This is a genomic window from Glycomyces endophyticus (assembly GCF_039531525.1).
GTDB lineage: Bacteria > Actinomycetota > Actinomycetes > Mycobacteriales > Micromonosporaceae > Glycomyces > Glycomyces endophyticus.
On record NZ_BAAAQF010000004.1, the window covers coordinates 652,586 to 671,679 of the forward strand.

Below are 19,094 nucleotides of genomic sequence, written 5' to 3' on the forward strand. Positions count from 1 at the left end.
GGTCAGCCTCCTTGGGTGGCGGTCAGGACTTCGACGGCGTCGCCGTCCGCGAGCGCCCGGTCCCATTCGGACCGGGGCACCACCTCGCCGTTGACGGCCGCGGCGATGCCCCGCCGCGCCTCGGTGACGGCGGCGATCGCGTCGAGCACGGTCGTGATGCCCTCGCGCGCTTCGCCGTTGAGCTCGATCTTCACGATTCCTCCTTGTGGGTGCCGGCACCGGTACCGCCGGGTGTCCTCGGTTCCGGGGCGGCTGCATCCGCGGCCGCCCGGGGCTGTGCGCCGCCCGGAAACCCGGCGCTGTCGGACCCGTCGGGCACCCTGGTGCCGGGGGTGCTCGGGAACGGCGCTTCGCGGGGCTCCGCCCTGCCCTCGAGCCGCGCGCCGCCCGCTCGGGGAAATCTGGCGGGGTCGAAGGCCGTGAGCGTGTTCGGGGCTGCGCCGCCGAGGATCGCCGCCACCGCTGCAGCGGTGGCCGGGATGAGGGCGATGCCGTTGCGGTAGTGGCCGGTCGCGGCGACGGTGCGGTCGTCGAGGCGGCCGATGAGCGGCAGGTTGTCGGGGGTGCCGGGCCGGAAGCCGACGCTCACTTCGGCGAGGTGGTACTCGGCGATCTCGGGCACGAGTTCGATCGACCGGCGCAGCAGGTCGTGGACCGCCCCGGCGGTGCCGGTGGTGCGGTCGCCGCGTTCGTCGCTGGTCGCGCCGACCACGACCTCGCCGTTCTCGCGGGTGACGATGTAGACCGAGTGGCCTTTCACGTACCCGCGCACGGTGGTCCGCGGGACCTCCTGGTCTCTTGCGGCCCTGAGCCGCAGGACCACGCCGCGCACGGGCCGCACGGGGAGGCCGAACCGGGCCGAGCCGCAGCCCGCGGCGATCACGACCTGGTCGGCGTCGAGGCCCGCGAGGTCATCGACCGCGGTCGGTTCGAAGCGCACGCCGGCGTGTTCGGCCGCCGCGAGGAGCGCCTCATGGACCGCGCGCGGGTCGACCGCGCGGTCCTCGGCGGCGAGCACGCCGGCGCGGACCCGGTGGCTGAGCAGCGGTTCGGCGCGCCGGACGGCGCGGCCGGGGAGGACGTCGACACCGCGTCCGGTCCGGCGGTAGAGCCCGGTCTGGCGTTCGACCTCCGCGCGGTCGCCGTCCTCGATGCCGACGACCACCGTGGGCGTGTCGCGGAAGCCGACCGGGAGGCCGGAGGCCGCTTCGAGTTCGCGGGCGAACTCGGGCCAGGCGTCGGCGGAGGCGGCCATGAACGGGGCGAGATCCGCTTCGCCGTAATGGCTTTCGGTGACGGGGGCGATCATCCCGGCGGCCACGCGCGATGCGCCCGAGCCGGGCTCGGGGTCGTGCACGACGACTTCGGCCCCGTCCTGGGCGGCCCGCCACGCGACGGCCAGTCCGATCGAGCCGGCGCCGACGACGGCGACGCGCATCAGCCCGCGTCCGTCCCCCGCAGGGGGCCGAGTGGTCGGTCGGGCGCGCTCGCGGCGCCGGGTCGGTCGGTGCCGGTCGCAGCGTTCGGGTCCGCGGGGCCGGCGGCTGGCGGTGCGGGTCGGCGTGTGGACCCGGTCGCCGCGTCTCGGCTTCCCGGGCGGGACCGCCGCGGCACGGGGCGCTGCGCGAACTCGGTCGTCTCTCCAACGGCTGCAAGCAGTTCGGCGGTCGCGGCGGCGAGGTCGTCGGCGGCGGCGATCGCGCCGACGACCGCGACGCCGTGGGCGCCGGCCTCGCGGCACAGCGCGGCCCGTTCGGCGGTGACGCCGCCGATGGCGATCACGGGGAGGTCGACGGCCGCGCACACGGCGGCGAGGCCGTCGAGGCCGATCGGCTGCGGCAGACCGGTCTTGGTGGTGGTGCCCCAGACGGGTCCGACGCCGAGGTAGGTCGCGCCGGCGCGGCGGGCGGCGCGGGCGGATTCGGGGTCGCGGCAGGTGCCGCCGATGATCGCGGCGGGGAGGAGGCGGCGGGCGGCGTCGAGCGGGAGGTCGTCGGCGCCGAGGTGCACGCCGTCGGCGCCGACGGCCTGTGCGATGTGGACGCGGTCGTTGACCAGGCACACCGCGCCGTACGCGTCGCAGCGTTCGGCGACGGCGGCGGCGAGGTCGAAGGCGGCGCGGTCGGTGTAGTGGTCCTCGGGCCGCACCTGGATCAGGCGGGCCCCGGCGGCCAGCGCGGCCTCGACGACGTGGAGCGGGCCGCGCGGGTCCGGGACCGCGAGGGGGGCGCGGGTGTCGGTGACGACGTGCAGTCGGGGTAGGCGAACAGATCGCATGAGGCTCCTTCTCCCTGCGCCAGCATGACCTGGATCAGGTTCGACGGTCGGGACTACCAAGTCCCCTCTCAGCCCGATGCATCGGACTCCCGCGGGTTTGTCGTTCGGCCGTCACGCTACGCCATCGCGAGGGCGTTTCGCAACCGGTGTGTCGGCATGCGGACACGGCCACCGCGCCGGCGCGTGCGTCCCGGTCGGACTGTCGCCATTGCCCCGCGCGGCCCGTTTCACGCCTGTTTCCGCCCTGTGACCTGGGTCTTGACCTTCGGCCGGGGCAGGGCTTACGATGGCCCCGCACGAGTATTACAACGTTGTAAAGAATGGGAGCTCCCATGCGACATGCCCGACTCCTCGACCTCCGGAGAGGGGGCGCCCTCCTCCTCGCGGCCGTGCTCCTCCTCACCGCCGCCATGGCCGCGTCCCTCGCGTGGGCCCCCTCCCCCGCCGCGGCGGTCACCACCGGGAACGGCGCGCTCGTGTACTCGCCCGCCGCCGGCAGCTCGTTCAACCCCGAGGGCGGCGCCCCGGCCGGGACCACGTACGCCAAGATCATCGTGCTCAAGAGCAGCGGCGGCTCGAACGGCACGCAGATCGTCACCTTCGACCAGCTCGTCCTCGAGAACGGCGACCAGGTCTACCCGATCTACCGCAGCACCAACGACGGCGCGAGCTGGACCCACGTCGCCGACGTCAACCCCAGCGACCAGTTCCCCGCGCTCACCCGCACCGCGCAGCCGTTCCTGTTCGAGGTCACCGAGACCACCGGGAACCTGACGGCGGGCACGATCCTCCTGGCGGGCATGGTCATGCCGGAGGACCGCTCCTCCAGCCGCCTGGTCGTCTACAAGAGCACGAACCAGGGCACCAGCTGGAGCTACCTGAGCACCATCGACTCCGGCGGCCCGGCGGTCTACGACCCGAGCCCGACCTCCACGACCACCACGGTGTGGGAGCCCTCGCTCGCGATCGACGCCAACGGCGGCCTCGTCGCGTACTACTCCGACGAGCGCCAGAAGGCGAACGGCGTGCTCCAGGCGGTCTCCTACCGGCGCTCCACCGACGGCGGCCAGACCTGGGGCTCGCTCGTCAACGTCTCGGCGCCGACCAACCAGAGCGACCGGCCCGGCATGATCACGGTGGCCGAGCTGCCGGACGGCCGGTACATGGCGACCTTCGAGGTCGTCAACCGCCCCAGCCGGTCCCAGAACACCGCCCCGGTCTACTACAAGATCTCCGCCGACGGCCTGAACTGGGGCTCGACCACGAGCATCGGCACCCCGATCAAGCTGGCCGACGGCCGCGGGATCGGCTCCTCGCCGTACGTGGAGTGGGTGCCGAGCGGCGGTCCGAAGGGGATGGTCGTGGTGGCCTCGAAGTGGTCGCTCGACGCGAGCGGCAACATCGACGGCGGCCAGAACTTCTACGTCAACTACAACCTCGGCGAAGGCCCGTGGGAGCGGCTGCCGATGGCGGTCACCTACGACGCCACCGACTCCCAGGGCGGGAACTTCAGCGGGTTCGCGCAGGGCATCGACGTGAGCGCCGACGGCCGAACCCTCTACCAGGCCGTCAACGTCGAGAACACGGCGACGGACCTGAACGACATCCGCGTGGGCTCGATCCCCCTCGACGCCCAGCAGTACGAGGCCGAGAACGCCGTCCTGAACAGCGTCTCCACGGTCGCTCACGTGCAGGCGTCGAACGGCTCGAAGGTCGGCAACATCAACGACTCCGGCGACTACGTCGAGTTCACCGTGAACGTGCCGGCCGCCGGGACCTACACGGTCAACGCCCGCTACGACAACGGCTACGGAGCCGCGGCGACCCACTCGGTCAGCGTCAACGGCGGCTCCGGCTCCTCCATCAGCTATCCAGCCACTGTGGACTGGGGCCGCTTCGGGTGGGCCCAGAAGTCCGTTACGCTCAACGCCGGGACCAACACCATCCGGTTCACCAAGGGCACCAACTTCGCCGAGCTCGACGTGATCCACCTGTACCGCAGCACCGCCCTCGACCCGGTCTTCCAGGTGCAGAACCGCGCCAGCGGCAGGTACCTGGAGGTCCTCAGCGCCCTGACCTCCGACGGCGCGGCGATCGGCCAGTGGGGCGACACCAACCACGCGACCCAGCGGTGGACGGTGACCGGCGGATCGACGGTGCAGCTCGTCAACCGCAACAGCGGGAAGCTGCTCGAGATCCCCTCCGCGCAGACCGCCGACGGCGTCGATGCCGTGCAGTGGGGCTCGACCGGCCACGCGACCCAGCGGTGGACCGCCGCGACCAGCGGCGGCTACTGGACGTTCGCGAACGCCAACAGCGGCAAGCTGCTCGAGATCACCGGATGCTCCACAGCCGACGGCGCGATCGCGCAGCAGTACACCGCCAACGGCGCGACCTGCCAGCAGTGGCGGCTGGTGAAGGAGGGCATCCAGTAGCGGACGCGGCGGTGGGGCGCCCGGACGCCGGGCACCCCGCCGCCGTGCCGACCGGTCGGGTGCGAACGGGGGACGGCCCGGGCCGCGCGGTCACGGACCCGGGGGCGCGCCGGGAACCGTCAGGACTCCGAAGACGCCGAGGACTCCGGGGACGCTGCGGACTCGGCGCGGTCGACGCGCAGGACCCGGTAGCCCCGGGCGCTCGCGTGCTTGTCGACGCTCCAGCCGCGCTCGGTGAGCCAGCGCGCGAGCGAGTCGGCGCCGAGGTGCTTGGAGACCACGAGCCAGGCGACGCCGCCGTCCTTGAGGCGCGGCAGCCAGGTGTCGAGGAGCTCGTGGAGGACGTCCTTGCCGACCTTGATCGGCGGGTTCGACCAGATCTCGTCGAAGCGGAGGTCGGCGGGGACCTCCTCGGGGACGGCCGTGTGCACCGTGCCGGGGACGCCCGCGGTGTTGCGGCGGGTCAGGTCGAGGGCGCGGCGGTTGACGTCGACGGCCCAGACCTCGGCGTCGTCGCGCTGGGCGAGGACCTTGGTGATCGGCCCGTAGCCGCAGCCGAGGTCGAGGAAGACGCCGGCGGTCTCGGGCAGGACCACCTTGTGCAGGAGCACGCTCGTGCCGGGGTCGAGGCGGCCGCCGGAGAAGACGCCGGTCGAGGTCGTCAGCTCGTACTCGACGCCGTCGAGTTCGAACCCGATGGTGCGCTCGCGGTCGTCGACCGCGGGCTGCTCGCTGAAGTAGTGCTTTGGCTGCTCGGATGGGCCCTGGGACATGCCGACCATTGTCGCCTGCCGCGGCCGGCCGCGGCGGCGGGACCTGGCGGGAGAGACCTGTGCGTCGCGCACCGGCCCGGCGCCGGTGGAATATCACGTGTCACACGGCACCCGCGGTGTGCGGCAGGCGTGTCACCCGTGGAGATGAACGCCGCTCATCCCGTCCATCTCCAGGGGGAACGATTCACCGTTTCGCCCTCTTCCGGGGCTAAGCTGCCTCCATGGCACATGGCCCGTCCCCCTTCGGGGTCCCGCAGCAGACGGGGCACCGGAACCAGCAAGCGCCGGGATTCGACTGGGCTGAGTACGACGAGGGCGCGGACGCGCCGACCGTCCGGCTCAGTCCGGAGGCGCTCGCGCAGCGCTCGCCCGAAGAGGCGCTGGAGACGCATCTGGAGCAGATCCACGCGTCCCGCCCCCTGCGCCGCGCCGCCCAGCGCGCCCGGCGCCGCACCAAGTGGTGGCTCGTCGCGCTCGCGATCGTCAGCGGGCTCGCGGTCGCGGCCGCCTGCACGGCGGGCACGTTCATCGTGCTGCGCGAGGGCGAGCCCGAGCCGGCCGCGCCGAGCGCCGACGCCGGCGGCGAGCAGGAGTCCGCGGGCGACGAGGCCTCGGGCGCGCCCGAGGTCGTCGACCCGATCGCGAGCCGCGAGACCGACGCCGCGCCGCTCACCGTCGAGGAACTGTTCGGCGCCGAGGCGATCACGCCCGCCGGGGCGGCCGGGGCGTACGGGGTCCTCCAGGCGGAGGAGCTCGGCGACTGCGCCGAGGCCGGCCTCGACGAGCTCGCCGAACTGCTCGCCGACACCGACTGCACGCAGACGGTGCGCGCGACGATCCTCAACCCGGACGGCGAGTACGCCGCCACCGCGGGCATCCTGAACCTGTCCACCGCCGCCGAGGCGGAGGAGCTGCGCGCGGCGATCGCCGCGGGCCTGGAGGGCGGGTTCGCGGTGCTGCGCACCGACGGCGGCGCCGAGGAGCTCGGCCGCGCCGACACGCAGCTCGGGTACAACACCTACGGGCACTACCTGATGTACGTGGTCATCGGCCGCGCCGACGGCGAGTCGCTGCCGGAGGCCGACGACGCGGTCCGCACGATCGTCGGCGACGTCCTCGACATCTGGTTCGTGGACCAGCTGAACCCCAGACGCGAGGTGCAGTAGCGACAGGCGTTCAAAGCTGAAGGCCGTATGACCATCCCTAGCCCCCACCCACCCAGAAGGGGACCGTAGGCCCCCAGCATTGCCGCAGGGTCCGACAGAAACCGGGCCCACCGCCCTGCATGTCACTCGAAAGAGGACGACGCCGCCCGGCCGTCGGCCGGGCGGCGTCGTCGTGTCCGGCTCGTGAACATTCGTCCCGACCTCTTGCCTGAACCGATGATCCCATGTTTATATCGAATCAGGCCGATGCCCCCGTCCCCCGTCAGCCGCTCCCCCGCAACCGGATCCGCCGGTTCCCCATCACCCTGCTCAGGAGCTGCACATGTCCTGGTCCCTCCTCCCCCGCCGCGCCCTGGCCGCGCTCGCCGCGGTCGCGCTCGCGCTGCTGGCCGTCCTCGCCGTCGACGCCGCCCCCGCCGAGGCGGTCCGCCCGCCCGGCATCCCCTCGACCGCCACCGCGCAGTCCGAGCTGAACCAGCTGACCGTCGCCGCCGAGTCCCACGGCTCGACCTACGACCGGGACCTGTTCCCGCACTGGAACTCCGTGTCCGGCTCCGGCGGCTGCACCGCCCGCCAGTACATCCTCAAGCGCGACGGCCAGAACGTCGTCACCAGCGACGGCTGCCAGCCGACATCCGGCAACTGGCAGTCCGACTTCGACAACACCTGGACGACCACGGTCTCCAACGCCACCATCGACCACGTCGTGGCCCTCTCCGAAGCCTGGGCCTCCGGCGCCTGGGCCTGGACCACCGCCGAGCGCCAGGCCTTCGCCAACGACATCAACTCCCCGCAGCTGTGGATCGCCACCACCTCCGCGAACTCCTCCAAGAGCGACTACGACCCCGCGGAGTGGATGCCCGTCAACACGACCGGCCTGCGCTGCGACTACGTCAAGGCCTGGACCCACGTCAAGTACCTGTACGACCTGAGCGTGGACTCGGCCGAGAAGACCGCGATCCAGTCGCACCTGACCACTTACTGCGGCTCCGGTGGCGGCACCCCGACGAACTGCAACGGCTCGAACAGCACCGCCGGCACCGTCACCGAGGGCGGCACGATCTCCCGCGCGATCACCCTGAGCTGCACCGGCTCGGCCTCGGCCACCAGCTCCGTGACGGTGAGCATCACCCACCCGTACTACGGCGATATCCAGGTCCGCCTCCAGGCGCCCGACGGCACCCTGCGCACGATCCAGGCGTCGGGCTCGGGCACCGGGAACTTCGGCACCCGCACCTACAGCGTCAACCTGTCGAGCGAGGCCAGGTCCGGCACGTGGACGCTGCTGGTGACCGACACCTACAGCGGCGGCTCGACCGGCACGTTCAACAACTGGTCCCTGAGCATCTAGCGCCGGACCGGCCCCGACCCCGCGTTCCCGCCGGTCCCCCAGGACTCGCGCAGAGGGCCGGGCGCCATCGCGCCCGGCCCTCCACTGTATCCACCGCAGAACCAAGTATGTCCCATGTGGTCAATCGCTGACGCGCGCGCTCCAGTGGACGCGCTCGGGGGCCTCCGCGCCGCTCCCCTGCTCGTTCCACTGCGGCGTCTGCGTCAGGTAGAACAGGTAGCCCAGGGCCGGGCCGACGACGACCGCCGCGATCCCCACGGCCACGAGCAGCCCCTGCATCGTCGCCGGCGCACCCGCGGCCTCGGCGATCGTCACCTGGTCGACCAGGACCCACGGGTACTGGCCGACGCCCCAACCCGCCATGACGGCCGCGACCGCGACCACCGCGGTCCCGCGGGCCGGGCCGAACCGCCTGCGCCACAAGAGGACCAGCGTCGCGATCCCGCCGAGCGCCGACAGCGCCACCACCGGGGCCGCGCGGCCGATCAGGCCCTCCCACAGCGTCGGGGCGTCGTGCTCGATCGGGATGAGCCCCGCGAACACCACGACGCCGGTGGCCGCGCCGACCACCAGCGACCGGCGGCGCATCCGCTCCGCCAGCGCCCGGCGGCCGCGCCGGGCGGCGTCGGCGGTGAGGAACGTCCCGGCGAGGAACGCGCAGGTGCCCACCGAGATCGCGCCGGTGAACAGCGGCGTCGGCGCGATCCACGAGGACCAGGCGTCGCCGTTCCCGCCCTCGGGGACGCGCCCCGAGGCGAGGGCCCCGGCGATCGTGCCGAGGAAGAACGGCGCGAGGACCGACGAGGTCGCGAACACGACGCCGAAGAGCCGTGCCTGCCAGAGGGTCTCGCTGTACTTGCGGAACGCGAAGCTCGCGCCGCGCAGGACGATGCCGACGAGGGCGAGCACGAGCGGCACGTACAGGGTCGTCATCGCGGCGGCGAACGACTCGGGGAAGCCGGTCCACCACATCACCAGGACGTAGATGAGCCACACGTGGTTGGCCTCCCACACCGGGCCGATGCTGTGGTCGATGAGGGTCCGCACCTCGGCGCCGCGGCGGCTGCCGCCGGCGGTGAGGTCGTGGAAGCCGGAGCCGAAGTCGGCCCCGCCGAGTACGGCGTAGAAGAGGACCCCGGCGAACAGCGCCGCGGCCACGGCGAACTCGACCGTCATCATCGCGCCGTCTCCTCGCCGCTGTGGACGGTCGCGCCGTGCGCGGCCGCATCGCTCTTGGGTGCGGTCTTCGCGGCCGCATCGCTTCCGGGTGCGGCCTTCGCGGCCGCGTCGTTCTCGTTCATACCCTGAGCAGTCGCGCTCTGCTCGTCCGCGCAGTCGCGCACTTCGGCGGGGCCGTCGGCGGCGAGTTGCGGGCCGTACGGGCTCGGGAGGTCGGCCGCGCCCTTGCGCCAGCGCCGGGCCATCGAGCGGAGGACGACGATCGCGCCGACGGTCATGCCGCCGTACAGGACGACCGAGCCGCCGTACACGAACCACAGGACCCCGGTGTGGTCGGCGGCCGCCTCGGTGGTGCGCATGACGCCGTAGACGATCCACGGCTGGCGGCCGACCTCGGTGGCGATCCATCCGGCCTCCATGGCGGTGACGGCGAGGACGCCGGTCGCGGCGGTGAGCCGCAGGAACCACTTGTTGTCGAGGAGGTCGACCTTGCGCCACCAGCGCATGACCCAGTAGAGGAGGACGGTGCCGAGCAGCAGGAAGCCGAGGGCGATCATCGTCTGGAACGAGTAGTGGGTGAAGTTGACCGGCGGCAGGTCCTCCTCGGCGACCTGGTCGAGGCCGGGCACGGGTTCGGTGAACGAGTTGAGCGAGGCGACGGAGCTGAGGTAGGGGATCTCGATGGCCCACTTGACTTCGCCGTCGATGTAGACGCCGCCGATGGTGAGCGGGGTGGCGCCGTCGGCGGTCTCGTCGGCGAACTCGAACGCGGCGAGTTTCGCGGGCTGGCGCTCGGCGAGGTCGTGGCCGAGGAAGTGGCCGGCGAAGGGCTGGGCGAGCGCGGCGATCGTGGCGAACGCGAAGGGCACGAGGAAGCCGAGCCGGTGGTGCCGGTCGCGGCGGCCTTTGAGCATGCCGACGGCGTAGACGGCCGCGATCGAGAACCCGGCGACCATGTAGGCGGCGAGCCACATGTGGGCGAAGGCGAGGAGCACGTGCTGGTTGAACAGGACGGCCCAGGGTTCGATGTTCACGACCTCGCCGGCGACGATGTCGAAGCCGGTGGGGGCGTTCATCCAGGCGTTGACGGCGAGCACGCAGTAGGTCCCGACGACGCCGGTGATCGCCATGGGCACCACCATGAGCAGGTGGAGTTTCGGGGGCATGCGGCCCCAGCCGTAGAGGTAGATGCCGAGGAAGATCGCCTCGAGGAAGAACGCGAGGCCTTCGAAGGCGAAGGGGAGGCCGAGGACGTCGCCGAAGGTGCCCATGAGGCCGGGCCAGAGCATGCCCATCTCGAAGCTGAGCACGGTGCCGGAGACGGCGCCGATGGCGAAGAGCACGGCGGAGACCTTGCCCCACCGCTTGGCGAGTCCGAGGGCGACGGGGTCGTTCTTGCGGATGCCGCGCAGGTGCATCACGAAGATGATCGCGGGGAAGGCGACGCCGAAGCACGCGAGGATGATGTGCCATCCGAGCGACAGCGCCATCTGCTGCCGGGCGGGCATGAGGCCCGCCGGGTCGGCCGCGATGTCGGCGGCCTGGGCGAGGAGCTGGGTTGCGTCCATGCCTTGAACATAGGTGTCCGAACGTCCGGATCCACGCTCTTGTGAATGCTTTCACAAGCGCCGACCGGGCCGATCCGAACGTGTTCAAAAACGCTGTGGCCTGGTATTCCGCGCTCCGGGCTGCGGTTCCTGCCGCGCGGCTAGCGGGCGATCCTGTCAGCGCTCAAAACTGAGATAGGCACGGCCCGGACGGCGTGACGACCGGGCCGAGAGGGACTCGGGCGCGGGGCCGGCCCGGCGGCCGGACCGTGAACGGTAGCCGATCCCGGGACCTCGGCCGGCCGCCGATCGGGGCCCGAAGGCCCGGGTCGGGCGTTCGCCCGGCCCGGGAACCGTCGCGCTTCGGACGCCGACTCGCTCCGGAATCCGTCAGGAGCCGAGCACGCCGGGCATCGACCCCGGCTGAGAGCCGTACTCGATCAAGCCCCGAGTTCGGCCGCGATCGCGACGAGTTCGGCCAGCTCCGCGACGTCCGGATCGCCGGTGATCGCCGCCTGCGCCTCGACGTCGGCGAGGAGGTCGGCGCAGGTGAAGTCCGCGGTCCCGCGGAGCACTTCGGCGAAGGCGGCCGCGAGGATCGCGGTGTCGATGCGGTAGTCGGCGATGTCGGTGCCGAAGCCCGTGCTCGTCGTCGTCTCGACGCTGCCGGTCTCGCCGGTCTCGGGGTCGGTCCAGCGCACCGCGACCGACGCGTAGTCGCCCGCCTCGCCGGTCGGCGTGATCGCGTACAGCGCGGTCACGCTGTGCCCGGGACCGACTTCGCCCGCGTCGACCGAGTCGTCCTCGAAGTCCTCGTCCTCGACGGCCCGGTTCTCGAAGCCGATGAGGCGATAGTCGGCCACGGTCGCCGGGTCGAAGGTCACCTGGATCTTCGCGTCCTCGGCGGTCACTCCGAGCGTCGAGGTCAGCCGTTCGGAGAACACCTCCTCGGCGCCGCCCGCCGACGCGAAGTACACGGCCCAGCCGTCGCCGTTGTCCGCGAGCTGCTCCAGCAGGCCCTGGTTGTAGGAGTCGCCGACCCCGACCGTGAGCAGGGTGATCCCGTCGGCGATCTCGCCGCCGATCTCCTCCAGCATCGCGTCGTGCTCGGTGAGGCCCACGTTCGCCTCGCCGTCCGACAGCAGGACGACCCGGTTGTCGCGGTCGGCGTCGAAGGCCTCGGCCGCGAGCTCGTACCCGTCCTCCAGGCCCGCCTGCATGTTGGTGGAGCCGCGGGCTTCGAGGTCGTCGATCGCGTCGCCGATCTCGTCGCCGTCGCCGACCTCGGTCATCTCCAGCAGGACCTCGGAGTCGGTCTCGTAGGTGACGATCGCGACCGCGTCGCTCGGCCGCAGCTCCCCCACCAGCATGTGGAGGGAGTCGCGGACGATGCCGATCCGGTCGTCGGCCTCCATCGAGCCGGACACGTCGATCACGAAGGTGAGGTTGACGTCGGCGCGCTCGCTGTCGGGCACCGTCCGCGTCTGGAGGCCCACGTGCAGCAGCTGCGTGGCGTCGCCCGAGGCGTACCACTCGGGCAGTGCGGCGCGCTCGATGTGGACGGCGAAGCCGTTCCCCTCGGGCTCGCCGTACCCGTAGTCGAAGGAGTTCGCGAACTCCTCGGGCCGGACCTGGTCCGGGGGCGGCAGTTCGCCGTCCAGGAGGGAGCGTCGCGCGAAGTCGTAGGAGGCGGTGTCGACGTCGACCGCGAACGTGGACTCGGGGTCCTCGGCCGGGTCGACGGCCTCGTTGGGGGCGAACGTCTCGGCACCGGTGTATCCGGGGTCGACGGACCCCGGCGCGGCCTCGCCGGACATGTCGGCGGCGGAGTCGCCGCCTCCCGGGCCGGAGCACGCGGCGAGGGCGGCGGCGAGCACCGCCACGGGTATCGTGGCCTGCAGGCGTCTCATGGAGGGTCCCTTCTTACTTGGCGGTAGCGGGGATTGCCTCCATGAGACCGCCTGTTCCGCTCAGCGGTTCCCGGTGTGCCCGAACTGTAATGGTTCGGAGAGCAAACTGGACGCGACCGTGGCCGACCCGAGACCGGGTGACGGGCCGGTCACCGGCAGGAGCGGTACCGCTTCGGGAGCTTGAACCCGTAGTCCTTCATGACGTCGCGGAGCACGTCCGGGTAGTCGGTGATGATGCCGTCGACGCCGTCGTCGATGAGCTTGCGCATGGTGGCCTCGTCGTCGACGGTCCACGGGACCACCTCGATGCCGTGGTCGTGCGCGTGGTCGACCATCGCCTCGGTCACGTACGGGACGTAGTTCGCGTCGCCGACCTTCCCGTTCTGCGGGGAGCCGTGGACCGGCGAGAACGCGTCGGCGCCGAACGAGTCGACCGCGGCGATCGGGTCGCCGCCGAAGTCGTCGATGTCGATGCCGCCCAGCCAGGGCGAGGCGCCGGGCTGGCCGGTCTGGAGGAACGAGATGTTCGTGAGCGCCACCAGCGGCAGGTCCGGCGCGGTCTCGCCCATGAGCATGAGCGAGCCCCAGTCGAAGCTCTGGATCGTGACCTGGCGGCCGATCCGGGCGTCGCGGATGTCGTCCACGACCGCTTCGATGAACGCCTCGCGCGGCGCGGTCTCATGCGGCGCACCGGCTTCGACCTTGGTCTCGATGTTCAGCTTCACCCCGTTGGCGCGGTAGTCCCTGACGAGGTCGAACACCTCTGTCAGCAGCGGCATCCGCTCTTCCGGGTGCGCCTCCTGGCCGGGGAACGCCGCCTGCGTGAGGGTGCCGCAGTCGAGCGTGCGGACCTGGTCGAGGGTCAGGTTGGTGATGTACTTGCCCACGTACGGGTACTCGGGGTCGCCGGCGAACGCGGGGTCGGTGTCGAGGCACTTGGACCCGGTGACGCGGCGGTCGTGGGTGACGACCGCGTGGCCGTCCTCGGTGATCTGGACGTCGAGTTCGAGCGTGGTCACCCCGAGTTCGAGCGCGTTCGCGAACGCGGGCAGCGTGTTCTCGACGACGAGCCCGAGTCCGCCGCGGTGGGCCTGGAGGTCGAAGTCGCGCCTGGGGTGCGCTTCGGCGGGCGAGGGCAGGGCGATGAACAGCGCGGAAGCGGCGATGACCGCGACCGCGCCGGCGGTGAGGAAGCGTCTCATGGCCTCAGCCTGGGGTCCCGGCCTGACGCCGCGATGAACGCCGCTCCACCTCCGGATGACATTTCACGCCGGCCCCGGCAACCCTTCCCGGGTCCGACCGCGCCTTGAAGGTCCACCCGCCCTCCAGATTGGAGACTCCCAGTGCGACAACCCTTCCGCACCGTAGTGATCGGCGCCGGCCTGCTCCTCGCCGGCGGCTGCACCGCCGCCGCCGGCGACGGTGACGAGGCCCGGGACGAGTCCCTCGACGTCTCGCTCGCCGAACTCGTGAACGAGAGCGCCCGCATCGAGTCGGACCTCGACGCCGCCGAGAACCGCATCATCCGCGCCTGCCTCGAGTCCGAGGGCTTCACCGCCCACGACGAGGAGGAGCTCGCCACCCCCGAACCGGTCGAGCTCGACAGCGTCTCGGGCGGCCACTACCCGCACGAGGCGTCCTTCCCCGACCCCGCCGCCGCCGCCGAGGTCGGCTTCGGCATGTGGGCCCAGAGCGAGGAGGCCCTCGAGTCCGGCGAGGCCGAGGCGTACGAGCAGGACCACGGCGAATGGGTCGACGAACCGGAGCCGGCCGACAACAGCGCGTTCACGGCCCTGCCCGAGGCCGAACGGCGCGCCTGGTACGTCGCGTACGTCGGCGAGGAGAAGGCCCTCGGCTTCGAGTGGAAGTTCACCTCCGACGGCGGTGTGCAGGAAGGACCGGTCACCGTCGACCGGGACGCCATGGACGCGCGGTTCGCCGCGCCCGGCGGATGCGAACTCCAGATGATCGAGGCCGTCTACGGCGAACCGCGCCTGGTCGAAGCGGACGGCGAGGACGGCTTCGACCGCTGGGAGTACCGGCCCGCGAACCCCGTGCACGAGAGCGACGCCTGGAAGGGCGTCGACCTCGCCTACGCCGACGCCATGGCCGGCGCGCAGGCCGCGTTCACCGGCTGCCTCGCCGAGCGCGGCCTCCCCGGCTGGGAGTTCACCGAGGCCGGCGGCCTCCCGGTGTGGGAGTACTTCGCGCCCCTGTACCTCGACGAGTCGATCCTCCAAGGGTCCGACACCGGCGCGGAGGCCCCGCCCCTGCCCGACGACGTGCCCGACGACTACGAGGACCGCAAGGCCTACGAGATCGGCGTGGCCGTCGACTTCGTCGAGTGCGACGCCGAGACCGGCTTCACCGAGGAGTCCGTGCGGGCCTATGACCAGGCGCACGTCGACGCCTACACCGCGGTCGAGGACGACCTGTACGCGTGGCAGTCGGCGATGAACGACGCGCTCGTGCGCGCCCAGGAGGTGATCGGCGGCTGAGCCGTCACAGCGTCCGCACGCGGCGCGTGAGGTCGATGCGGTCGCGCCAGTCCCCCGGGTCGTCCGAGTAGGCGACCTCGACCAGCGTCAGACCGTGCGGGCCGACGACGTGCACGTCGTTGGCCCGCTCGCCGATCCGCAGGATCGACGCGAGCCAGTCCTCGTCCCGGCGGCCGTCGCCCACCGCGAGCGCGGCGCCCACGAGACTGCGGACCATCGAGTGGCAGAACGCGTCCGCGCGCACGGTCGCGACCGCGGTGCCGTCCTCGTCGCGGGCCCAGTCGTACTGCAGCAGTTCGCGGATCGTCGTCGCGCCCTCGCGCTGCTTGCAGAACCCGACGAAGTCGTGCTCGCCGAGGAGGCGCTGGCTCGCGGCGTGCATCCGCTCCACGTCGAGCGGGCGCGGCCACGCGAGCGTGTCCAGGCGCCGCAGCGGGGTCACCCCGAACACCGCGTCGGCGACCCGGTACCGGTAGCGGCGCCACTGGGCCGCGAAGCGCGCGTTGAAGGACGGGTCCACGGCCTCGGCCGACACGACCCGCACGTCGGGCGGGAGGATGCCGCGCAGGCGCCACAGCAGCCGCTCCCGCAGCTCCTCCCACTTCGCGGTGGGGACGTCGACGTGCGCGATCTGCCCGGTCGCGTGCACGCCCGCGTCGGTGCGCCCCGCGACCGTGAAGTCGGCGATGTCCCGGAACAGGAGCTCCAGGCCGCGGATGACCTCCGAGGCCACCGTCCGCAGGCCCGGCTGGAGCGCCCAGCCGGAGAACTCGGCGCCGTCGTAGGCGATGCCGAGCCGCAGGCGCGTCGTGTCCTCCACGCGAAAACCTCCTGGATAAAAGAAACCGCGCGCAGAGCATATGCCCTGCGCGCGGAAAGCCTGCCGTGCTAGTCGACGAGCTGGATGATCGCCATCGGCGCGTTGTCGCCCTTGCGGTTCCCGGCCTTGATGATCCGGGTGTAACCGCCCTCGCGGGTCGCGAAGCGGGGGGCGACCTGCTCGAACAGGTCGTGCGTGGCGTCCTTGTTGCGGAGCTTGGCCAGCGCCAGGCGGCGGTGGTGCAGCGTGCCCTTCTTGCCGTGCGTGATCAGCTTCTCGGCGTAGGGACGCAGGCGACGGGCCTTGGTCAGCGTCGTGGTGATGCTGCCGTGCTCGAACAGGGAGGCCGCCAGGCCCGAGAGCATGAGCTTCTCGTGCGCGGGCGAACCGCCCAGACGCGGGCCCTTGGTGGGCTTAGGCATTTCTTACTCCTCTTGGGTTGACACGGCCGGCCGTCTTACGGAACCGACCGCCGTATTCACGCGGCTCTTTAAAGCTGCTCGGTCTCGCGGAGGTCTTCGCCGTCGTCCTCGTACTCGTCGGACTCGGCGACCGGCGACCCGCCGTAGGCCACTGCGGCCTCGCTCGGGTCGAAGGTGCCGGGGGAGTCCTTGAGGCTCAGGCCCATGCCGGCGAGCTTCATCTTGACCTCGTCGATCGACTTCTGCCCGAAGTTGCGGATGTCGAGCAGGTCGGCCTCGGTGCGGTTGATGAGTTCGCCGACGGTGTTGACGCCCTCGCGCTTGAGGCAGTTGTAGGACCGGACGGTCATGTCCAGGTCCTCGATCGGCAGGGCCAGATCGGCGGCCAGCTGCTGGTCGGCCGGGCTGGGCCCGACGTCGATGCCCTCGGCCTCGGTGTCGAGCTCGCGGTACAGGCCGAACAGCTCCACCAGGGTGGAGCCGGCCGACGCCAGCGCGGTGCGCGGCGTCGTGGAGGCCTTGGTCTCGACGTCGACGGTGAGCTTGTCGAAGTCGGTGCGCTGCTCGACGCGGGTGGCGTCGACGGAGTAGGCGACCTTGAGCACGGGCGAGTAGATCGAGTCGACCGGGATGCGGCCGATCTCGTTCGTGTCGGCCTTGTTCGCCGGGGCCGAGACGTAGCCGCGGCCGCGCTCCACCACGAACTCCATGTCGAGGCGGCCCTTCGAGTTGAGGGTCGCCAGCTTGAGCTCGGGGTTGTGGACCTGCACGCCCGCGGGGGGCTGGATGTCGCCGGCGAGGACGTCGCCGGGGCCTTCCTTGCGCAGGTACATGGTGGCCGGCTCGTCGTTCTCCGAGGAGACGCAGATCTGCTTGACGTTCAGCACCAGTTCCACGACGTCCTCCTTGACGCCGGGGATGGTGGAGAACTCGTGCAGGACGCCGTCGATCTTGATCGACGTGACCGCCGCGCCCGGGATAGACGACAGCAGCGTGCGCCGCAGCGAGTTGCCGAGCGTGTAGCCGAAGCCGGGCTCCAGGGGTTCGATGGTGAACTTGGAGCGGGTCGGGCTGATCTGCTGCTCGGTGAGCGTGGGCCGCTGAGTGATAAGCACTGTGCGTTGGTTCCTTTGTTCGGGGCGCCCGCTATTTGACGCCTAGACACTTGGATTCGGTGGTCGCCGTGAAGTGGACGCCGCTAGACGCGGCGGCGCTTCGGCGGGCGGCAGCCGTTGTGCGGCTGGGGCGTGACGTCGTTGATCGAGCCGACCTCGAGGCCGACGGCCTGGAGGGAGCGGATCGCGGTCTCGCGGCCCGAGCCCGGGCCCTTGACGTAGACGTCGACCTTGCGCATGCCGTTGTCCATCGCACGGCGGGCGGCGGCCTCGGCGGCCATCTGCGCGGCGTACGGGGTCGACTTGCGCGAGCCCTTGAAGCCCACCTGGCCGGAGGAGGCCCAGGCGATCACGGCACCGGTCGGGTCGGTGATCGACACGATGGTGTTGTTGAAGGTGCTCTTGATGTGGGCGTGCCCGTGGGGCACGTTCTTCTTCTTGGCGCGCGGGTTCTTGGAACCGCCGCGAGTCTTCGGTGGCATCAGATGGTCTCCTAACGTGCCTTCTTCTTGCCCGCGACGGTCTTCTTCGGACCCTTGCGAGTACGGGCGTTGGTCTTGGTCCGCTGACCGTGGACCGGAAGGCCGTAGCGGTGACGGAGACCCTGGTAGCAGTTGATCTCGATCTTGCGACGGATGTCGGCCTGCACCTCGCGGCGCAGGTCTCCCTCGACCTGGAAGTGCTCTTCGATGTAGTTCCGGAGCGCGACCAGCTCTTCGTCGGTCAGGTCCTTGACGCGCTTGTCGCGGTCGAGTTCCGTCGCGGCGATCGTCTCGAGCGAGCGCGTGCGGCCGATGCCGTAAATGTAGGTGAGTGCGATCTCCAGGCGCTTGTCGCGCGGGAGGTCCACTCCAACCAGGCGTGCCACTGAGGCGTACTCCTAGTGTTGTCGGAGGTCTGACCACTGCCTTCCCGCTGGGTGCTGTTCGTTCCCTGCCCTGACGGGCGATGCGAGCCCCGGCCTCCGAGCCGAGGGTTGTGCTTGCGCACTGGCGGCGGTTTCCCCATTCTGGGGCCTTGCTTCGGCGTGTGTGCTGCTTAGCCCTGACGCTGCTTGTGACGCGGGTCGGAAGAGCAGATAATCATCACTCGTCCGTGCCTGCGGATCACGCGGCAGTTCTTGCAGATCACTTTGACGCTCGGCTTGACTTTCACGAGTCCTACTTCATGTAGTCGTCAGGTCAGCGGTAACGGTAGACAATCCGCCCGCGCGACAGGTCGTACGGCGAGAGCTCCACCACGACCCGGTCCTCAGGGAGGATCCGGATGTAGTTCTGGCGCATCTTGCCGCTGATGTGAGCGAGTACTTTGTGGCCGTTGGTGAGCTCCACCCGGAACATGGCGTTCGGGAGGGACTCGACAACTTTGCCTTCGATCTCGATGGCACCGTCTTTTTTCGGCATGTCCTCCGCTACCGTGACAACTCGGTCTGAAAACCCCGCACGTGTTCTGGTGTGCAGGGCTACTGGCACGCCAGTCCGACGCAGATGCTTCGGGCGGGCGAAAGAACGGTGCGGTAGTCCCCGAAGAGACCGGGCGTCAGGTGCGCTGCGGTGTTGAAACACCGCAAACGCGGGACGGCCCGGGCAAGGGACGCACTG

17 protein-coding genes, 2 pseudogenes and 1 riboswitch are annotated in these 19,094 nt (G+C 71.1%); of the genes and pseudogenes, 4 read left to right on the plus strand and 15 right to left on the minus strand.

The window, feature by feature from the left end; all coding sequences use genetic code 11:
- Window positions 1–2: 2 nt before the first annotated feature.
- The 3 genes and pseudogenes from thiS to thiE all read right to left on the minus strand — a co-directional run.
- Window positions 3–194 carry a sulfur carrier protein ThiS gene (thiS, locus tag ABD419_RS06160; protein WP_344483172.1) on the minus strand — a complete coding sequence of 64 codons (192 nt, stop codon included), beginning with the start codon at window positions 192–194 and terminating at the stop codon, window positions 3–5.
- The gene (thiO, locus tag ABD419_RS06165) at window positions 191–1,438 is read right to left on the minus strand and encodes a glycine oxidase ThiO (RefSeq protein WP_344483175.1); all 1,248 of its coding nucleotides are present in this window, start codon (window positions 1,436–1,438) and stop codon (window positions 191–193) included. The genes thiS and thiO overlap by 4 nt, the downstream gene beginning before the upstream one ends.
- Before the next feature lie 206 nt (window positions 1,439–1,644).
- A pseudogene (gene thiE, locus ABD419_RS06170) lies at window positions 1,645–2,277 on the minus strand (thiamine phosphate synthase); the annotation flags it as partial.
- Window positions 2,272–2,378: riboswitch (TPP riboswitch) on the minus strand. (Overlaps the previous pseudogene by 6 nt.)
- A gap of 231 nt (window positions 2,379–2,609) precedes the next feature.
- On the opposite strand from thiE, the gene ABD419_RS06175 reads away from it, so the two are divergent.
- On the plus strand, window positions 2,610–4,712 hold the full coding sequence (locus ABD419_RS06175) for an RICIN domain-containing protein (RefSeq protein WP_344483178.1): 2,103 nt from the start codon (window positions 2,610–2,612) through the stop codon (window positions 4,710–4,712).
- A gap of 119 nt (window positions 4,713–4,831) precedes the next feature.
- Here ABD419_RS06175 and ABD419_RS06180 read toward each other — a convergent pair whose 3' ends face one another.
- Complete coding sequence (locus ABD419_RS06180; RefSeq protein ID WP_344483181.1) at window positions 4,832–5,485, minus strand: class I SAM-dependent methyltransferase; 654 nt, start codon at window positions 5,483–5,485, stop codon at window positions 4,832–4,834.
- Between the two features lie 221 nt (window positions 5,486–5,706).
- On the opposite strand from ABD419_RS06180, the gene ABD419_RS06185 reads away from it, so the two are divergent.
- Window positions 5,707–6,651, plus strand: coding sequence for a hypothetical protein (locus tag ABD419_RS06185; protein WP_344483184.1), 945 nt, complete (start codon window positions 5,707–5,709; stop codon window positions 6,649–6,651).
- Window positions 6,652–6,973: 322 nt separating this feature from the next.
- Complete coding sequence (locus ABD419_RS06190) at window positions 6,974–8,002, plus strand: proprotein convertase P-domain-containing protein (RefSeq protein WP_344483187.1); 1,029 nt, start codon at window positions 6,974–6,976, stop codon at window positions 8,000–8,002.
- Between the two features lie 120 nt (window positions 8,003–8,122).
- Here the strand turns inward: ABD419_RS06190 and ABD419_RS06195 are convergent, their stop codons facing one another.
- The 4 genes from ABD419_RS06195 to ABD419_RS06210 form a co-directional block, all read right to left on the minus strand.
- Window positions 8,123–9,178, minus strand: coding sequence for a cytochrome d ubiquinol oxidase subunit II (locus ABD419_RS06195; RefSeq protein ID WP_344483471.1), 1,056 nt, complete (start codon window positions 9,176–9,178; stop codon window positions 8,123–8,125).
- Window positions 9,178–10,749, minus strand: coding sequence for a cytochrome ubiquinol oxidase subunit I (locus ABD419_RS06200; RefSeq protein WP_344483190.1), 1,572 nt, complete (start codon window positions 10,747–10,749; stop codon window positions 9,178–9,180). The genes ABD419_RS06195 and ABD419_RS06200 overlap by 1 nt, the downstream gene beginning before the upstream one ends.
- Before the next feature lie 419 nt (window positions 10,750–11,168).
- Entirely contained in the window at window positions 11,169–12,638 is a 1,470-nt protein-coding gene (locus ABD419_RS06205) for a vWA domain-containing protein (protein WP_344483193.1), read from the minus strand.
- Between the two features lie 149 nt (window positions 12,639–12,787).
- The gene (locus ABD419_RS06210; RefSeq protein ID WP_344483196.1) at window positions 12,788–13,840 is read right to left on the minus strand and encodes a glycerophosphodiester phosphodiesterase family protein; all 1,053 of its coding nucleotides are present in this window, start codon (window positions 13,838–13,840) and stop codon (window positions 12,788–12,790) included.
- 141 nt (window positions 13,841–13,981) lie between these two features.
- Between ABD419_RS06210 and ABD419_RS06215 the strand changes: the two genes are divergently transcribed.
- Window positions 13,982–15,136: a hypothetical protein gene (locus tag ABD419_RS06215; protein WP_344483199.1), complete on the plus strand. Its 1,155-nt coding sequence runs from the start codon at window positions 13,982–13,984 to the stop codon at window positions 15,134–15,136.
- Between the two features lie 4 nt (window positions 15,137–15,140).
- Here the strand turns inward: ABD419_RS06215 and truA are convergent, their stop codons facing one another.
- The 7 genes and pseudogenes from truA to infA form a co-directional block, all read right to left on the minus strand.
- Window positions 15,141–15,956 (minus strand): tRNA pseudouridine(38-40) synthase TruA, encoded by an 816-nt coding sequence (gene truA / locus ABD419_RS06220; protein ID WP_344483202.1) that lies wholly within the window; start codon window positions 15,954–15,956, stop codon window positions 15,141–15,143.
- 74 nt (window positions 15,957–16,030) lie between these two features.
- Window positions 16,031–16,378: pseudogene (gene rplQ / locus ABD419_RS06225) on the minus strand (50S ribosomal protein L17); the annotation flags it as partial.
- A 68-nt stretch (window positions 16,379–16,446) separates the two neighbouring features.
- Window positions 16,447–17,493: a DNA-directed RNA polymerase subunit alpha gene (locus tag ABD419_RS06230; protein WP_106364992.1), complete on the minus strand. Its 1,047-nt coding sequence runs from the start codon at window positions 17,491–17,493 to the stop codon at window positions 16,447–16,449.
- 83 nt (window positions 17,494–17,576) lie between these two features.
- The gene (rpsK, locus tag ABD419_RS06235; RefSeq protein WP_136529806.1) at window positions 17,577–17,975 is read right to left on the minus strand and encodes a 30S ribosomal protein S11; all 399 of its coding nucleotides are present in this window, start codon (window positions 17,973–17,975) and stop codon (window positions 17,577–17,579) included.
- Window positions 17,976–17,986: 11 nt separating this feature from the next.
- Complete coding sequence (gene rpsM, locus ABD419_RS06240) at window positions 17,987–18,361, minus strand: 30S ribosomal protein S13 (RefSeq protein ID WP_344483209.1); 375 nt, start codon at window positions 18,359–18,361, stop codon at window positions 17,987–17,989.
- A 170-nt stretch (window positions 18,362–18,531) separates the two neighbouring features.
- The gene (rpmJ, locus tag ABD419_RS06245) at window positions 18,532–18,648 is read right to left on the minus strand and encodes a 50S ribosomal protein L36 (RefSeq protein ID WP_091053360.1); all 117 of its coding nucleotides are present in this window, start codon (window positions 18,646–18,648) and stop codon (window positions 18,532–18,534) included.
- Window positions 18,649–18,674: 26 nt separating this feature from the next.
- A complete protein-coding gene (infA, locus tag ABD419_RS06250; protein WP_026929479.1) occupies window positions 18,675–18,896 on the minus strand; it encodes a translation initiation factor IF-1 in 222 nt (73 codons plus the stop codon).
- Window positions 18,897–19,094 lie beyond the last annotated feature (198 nt).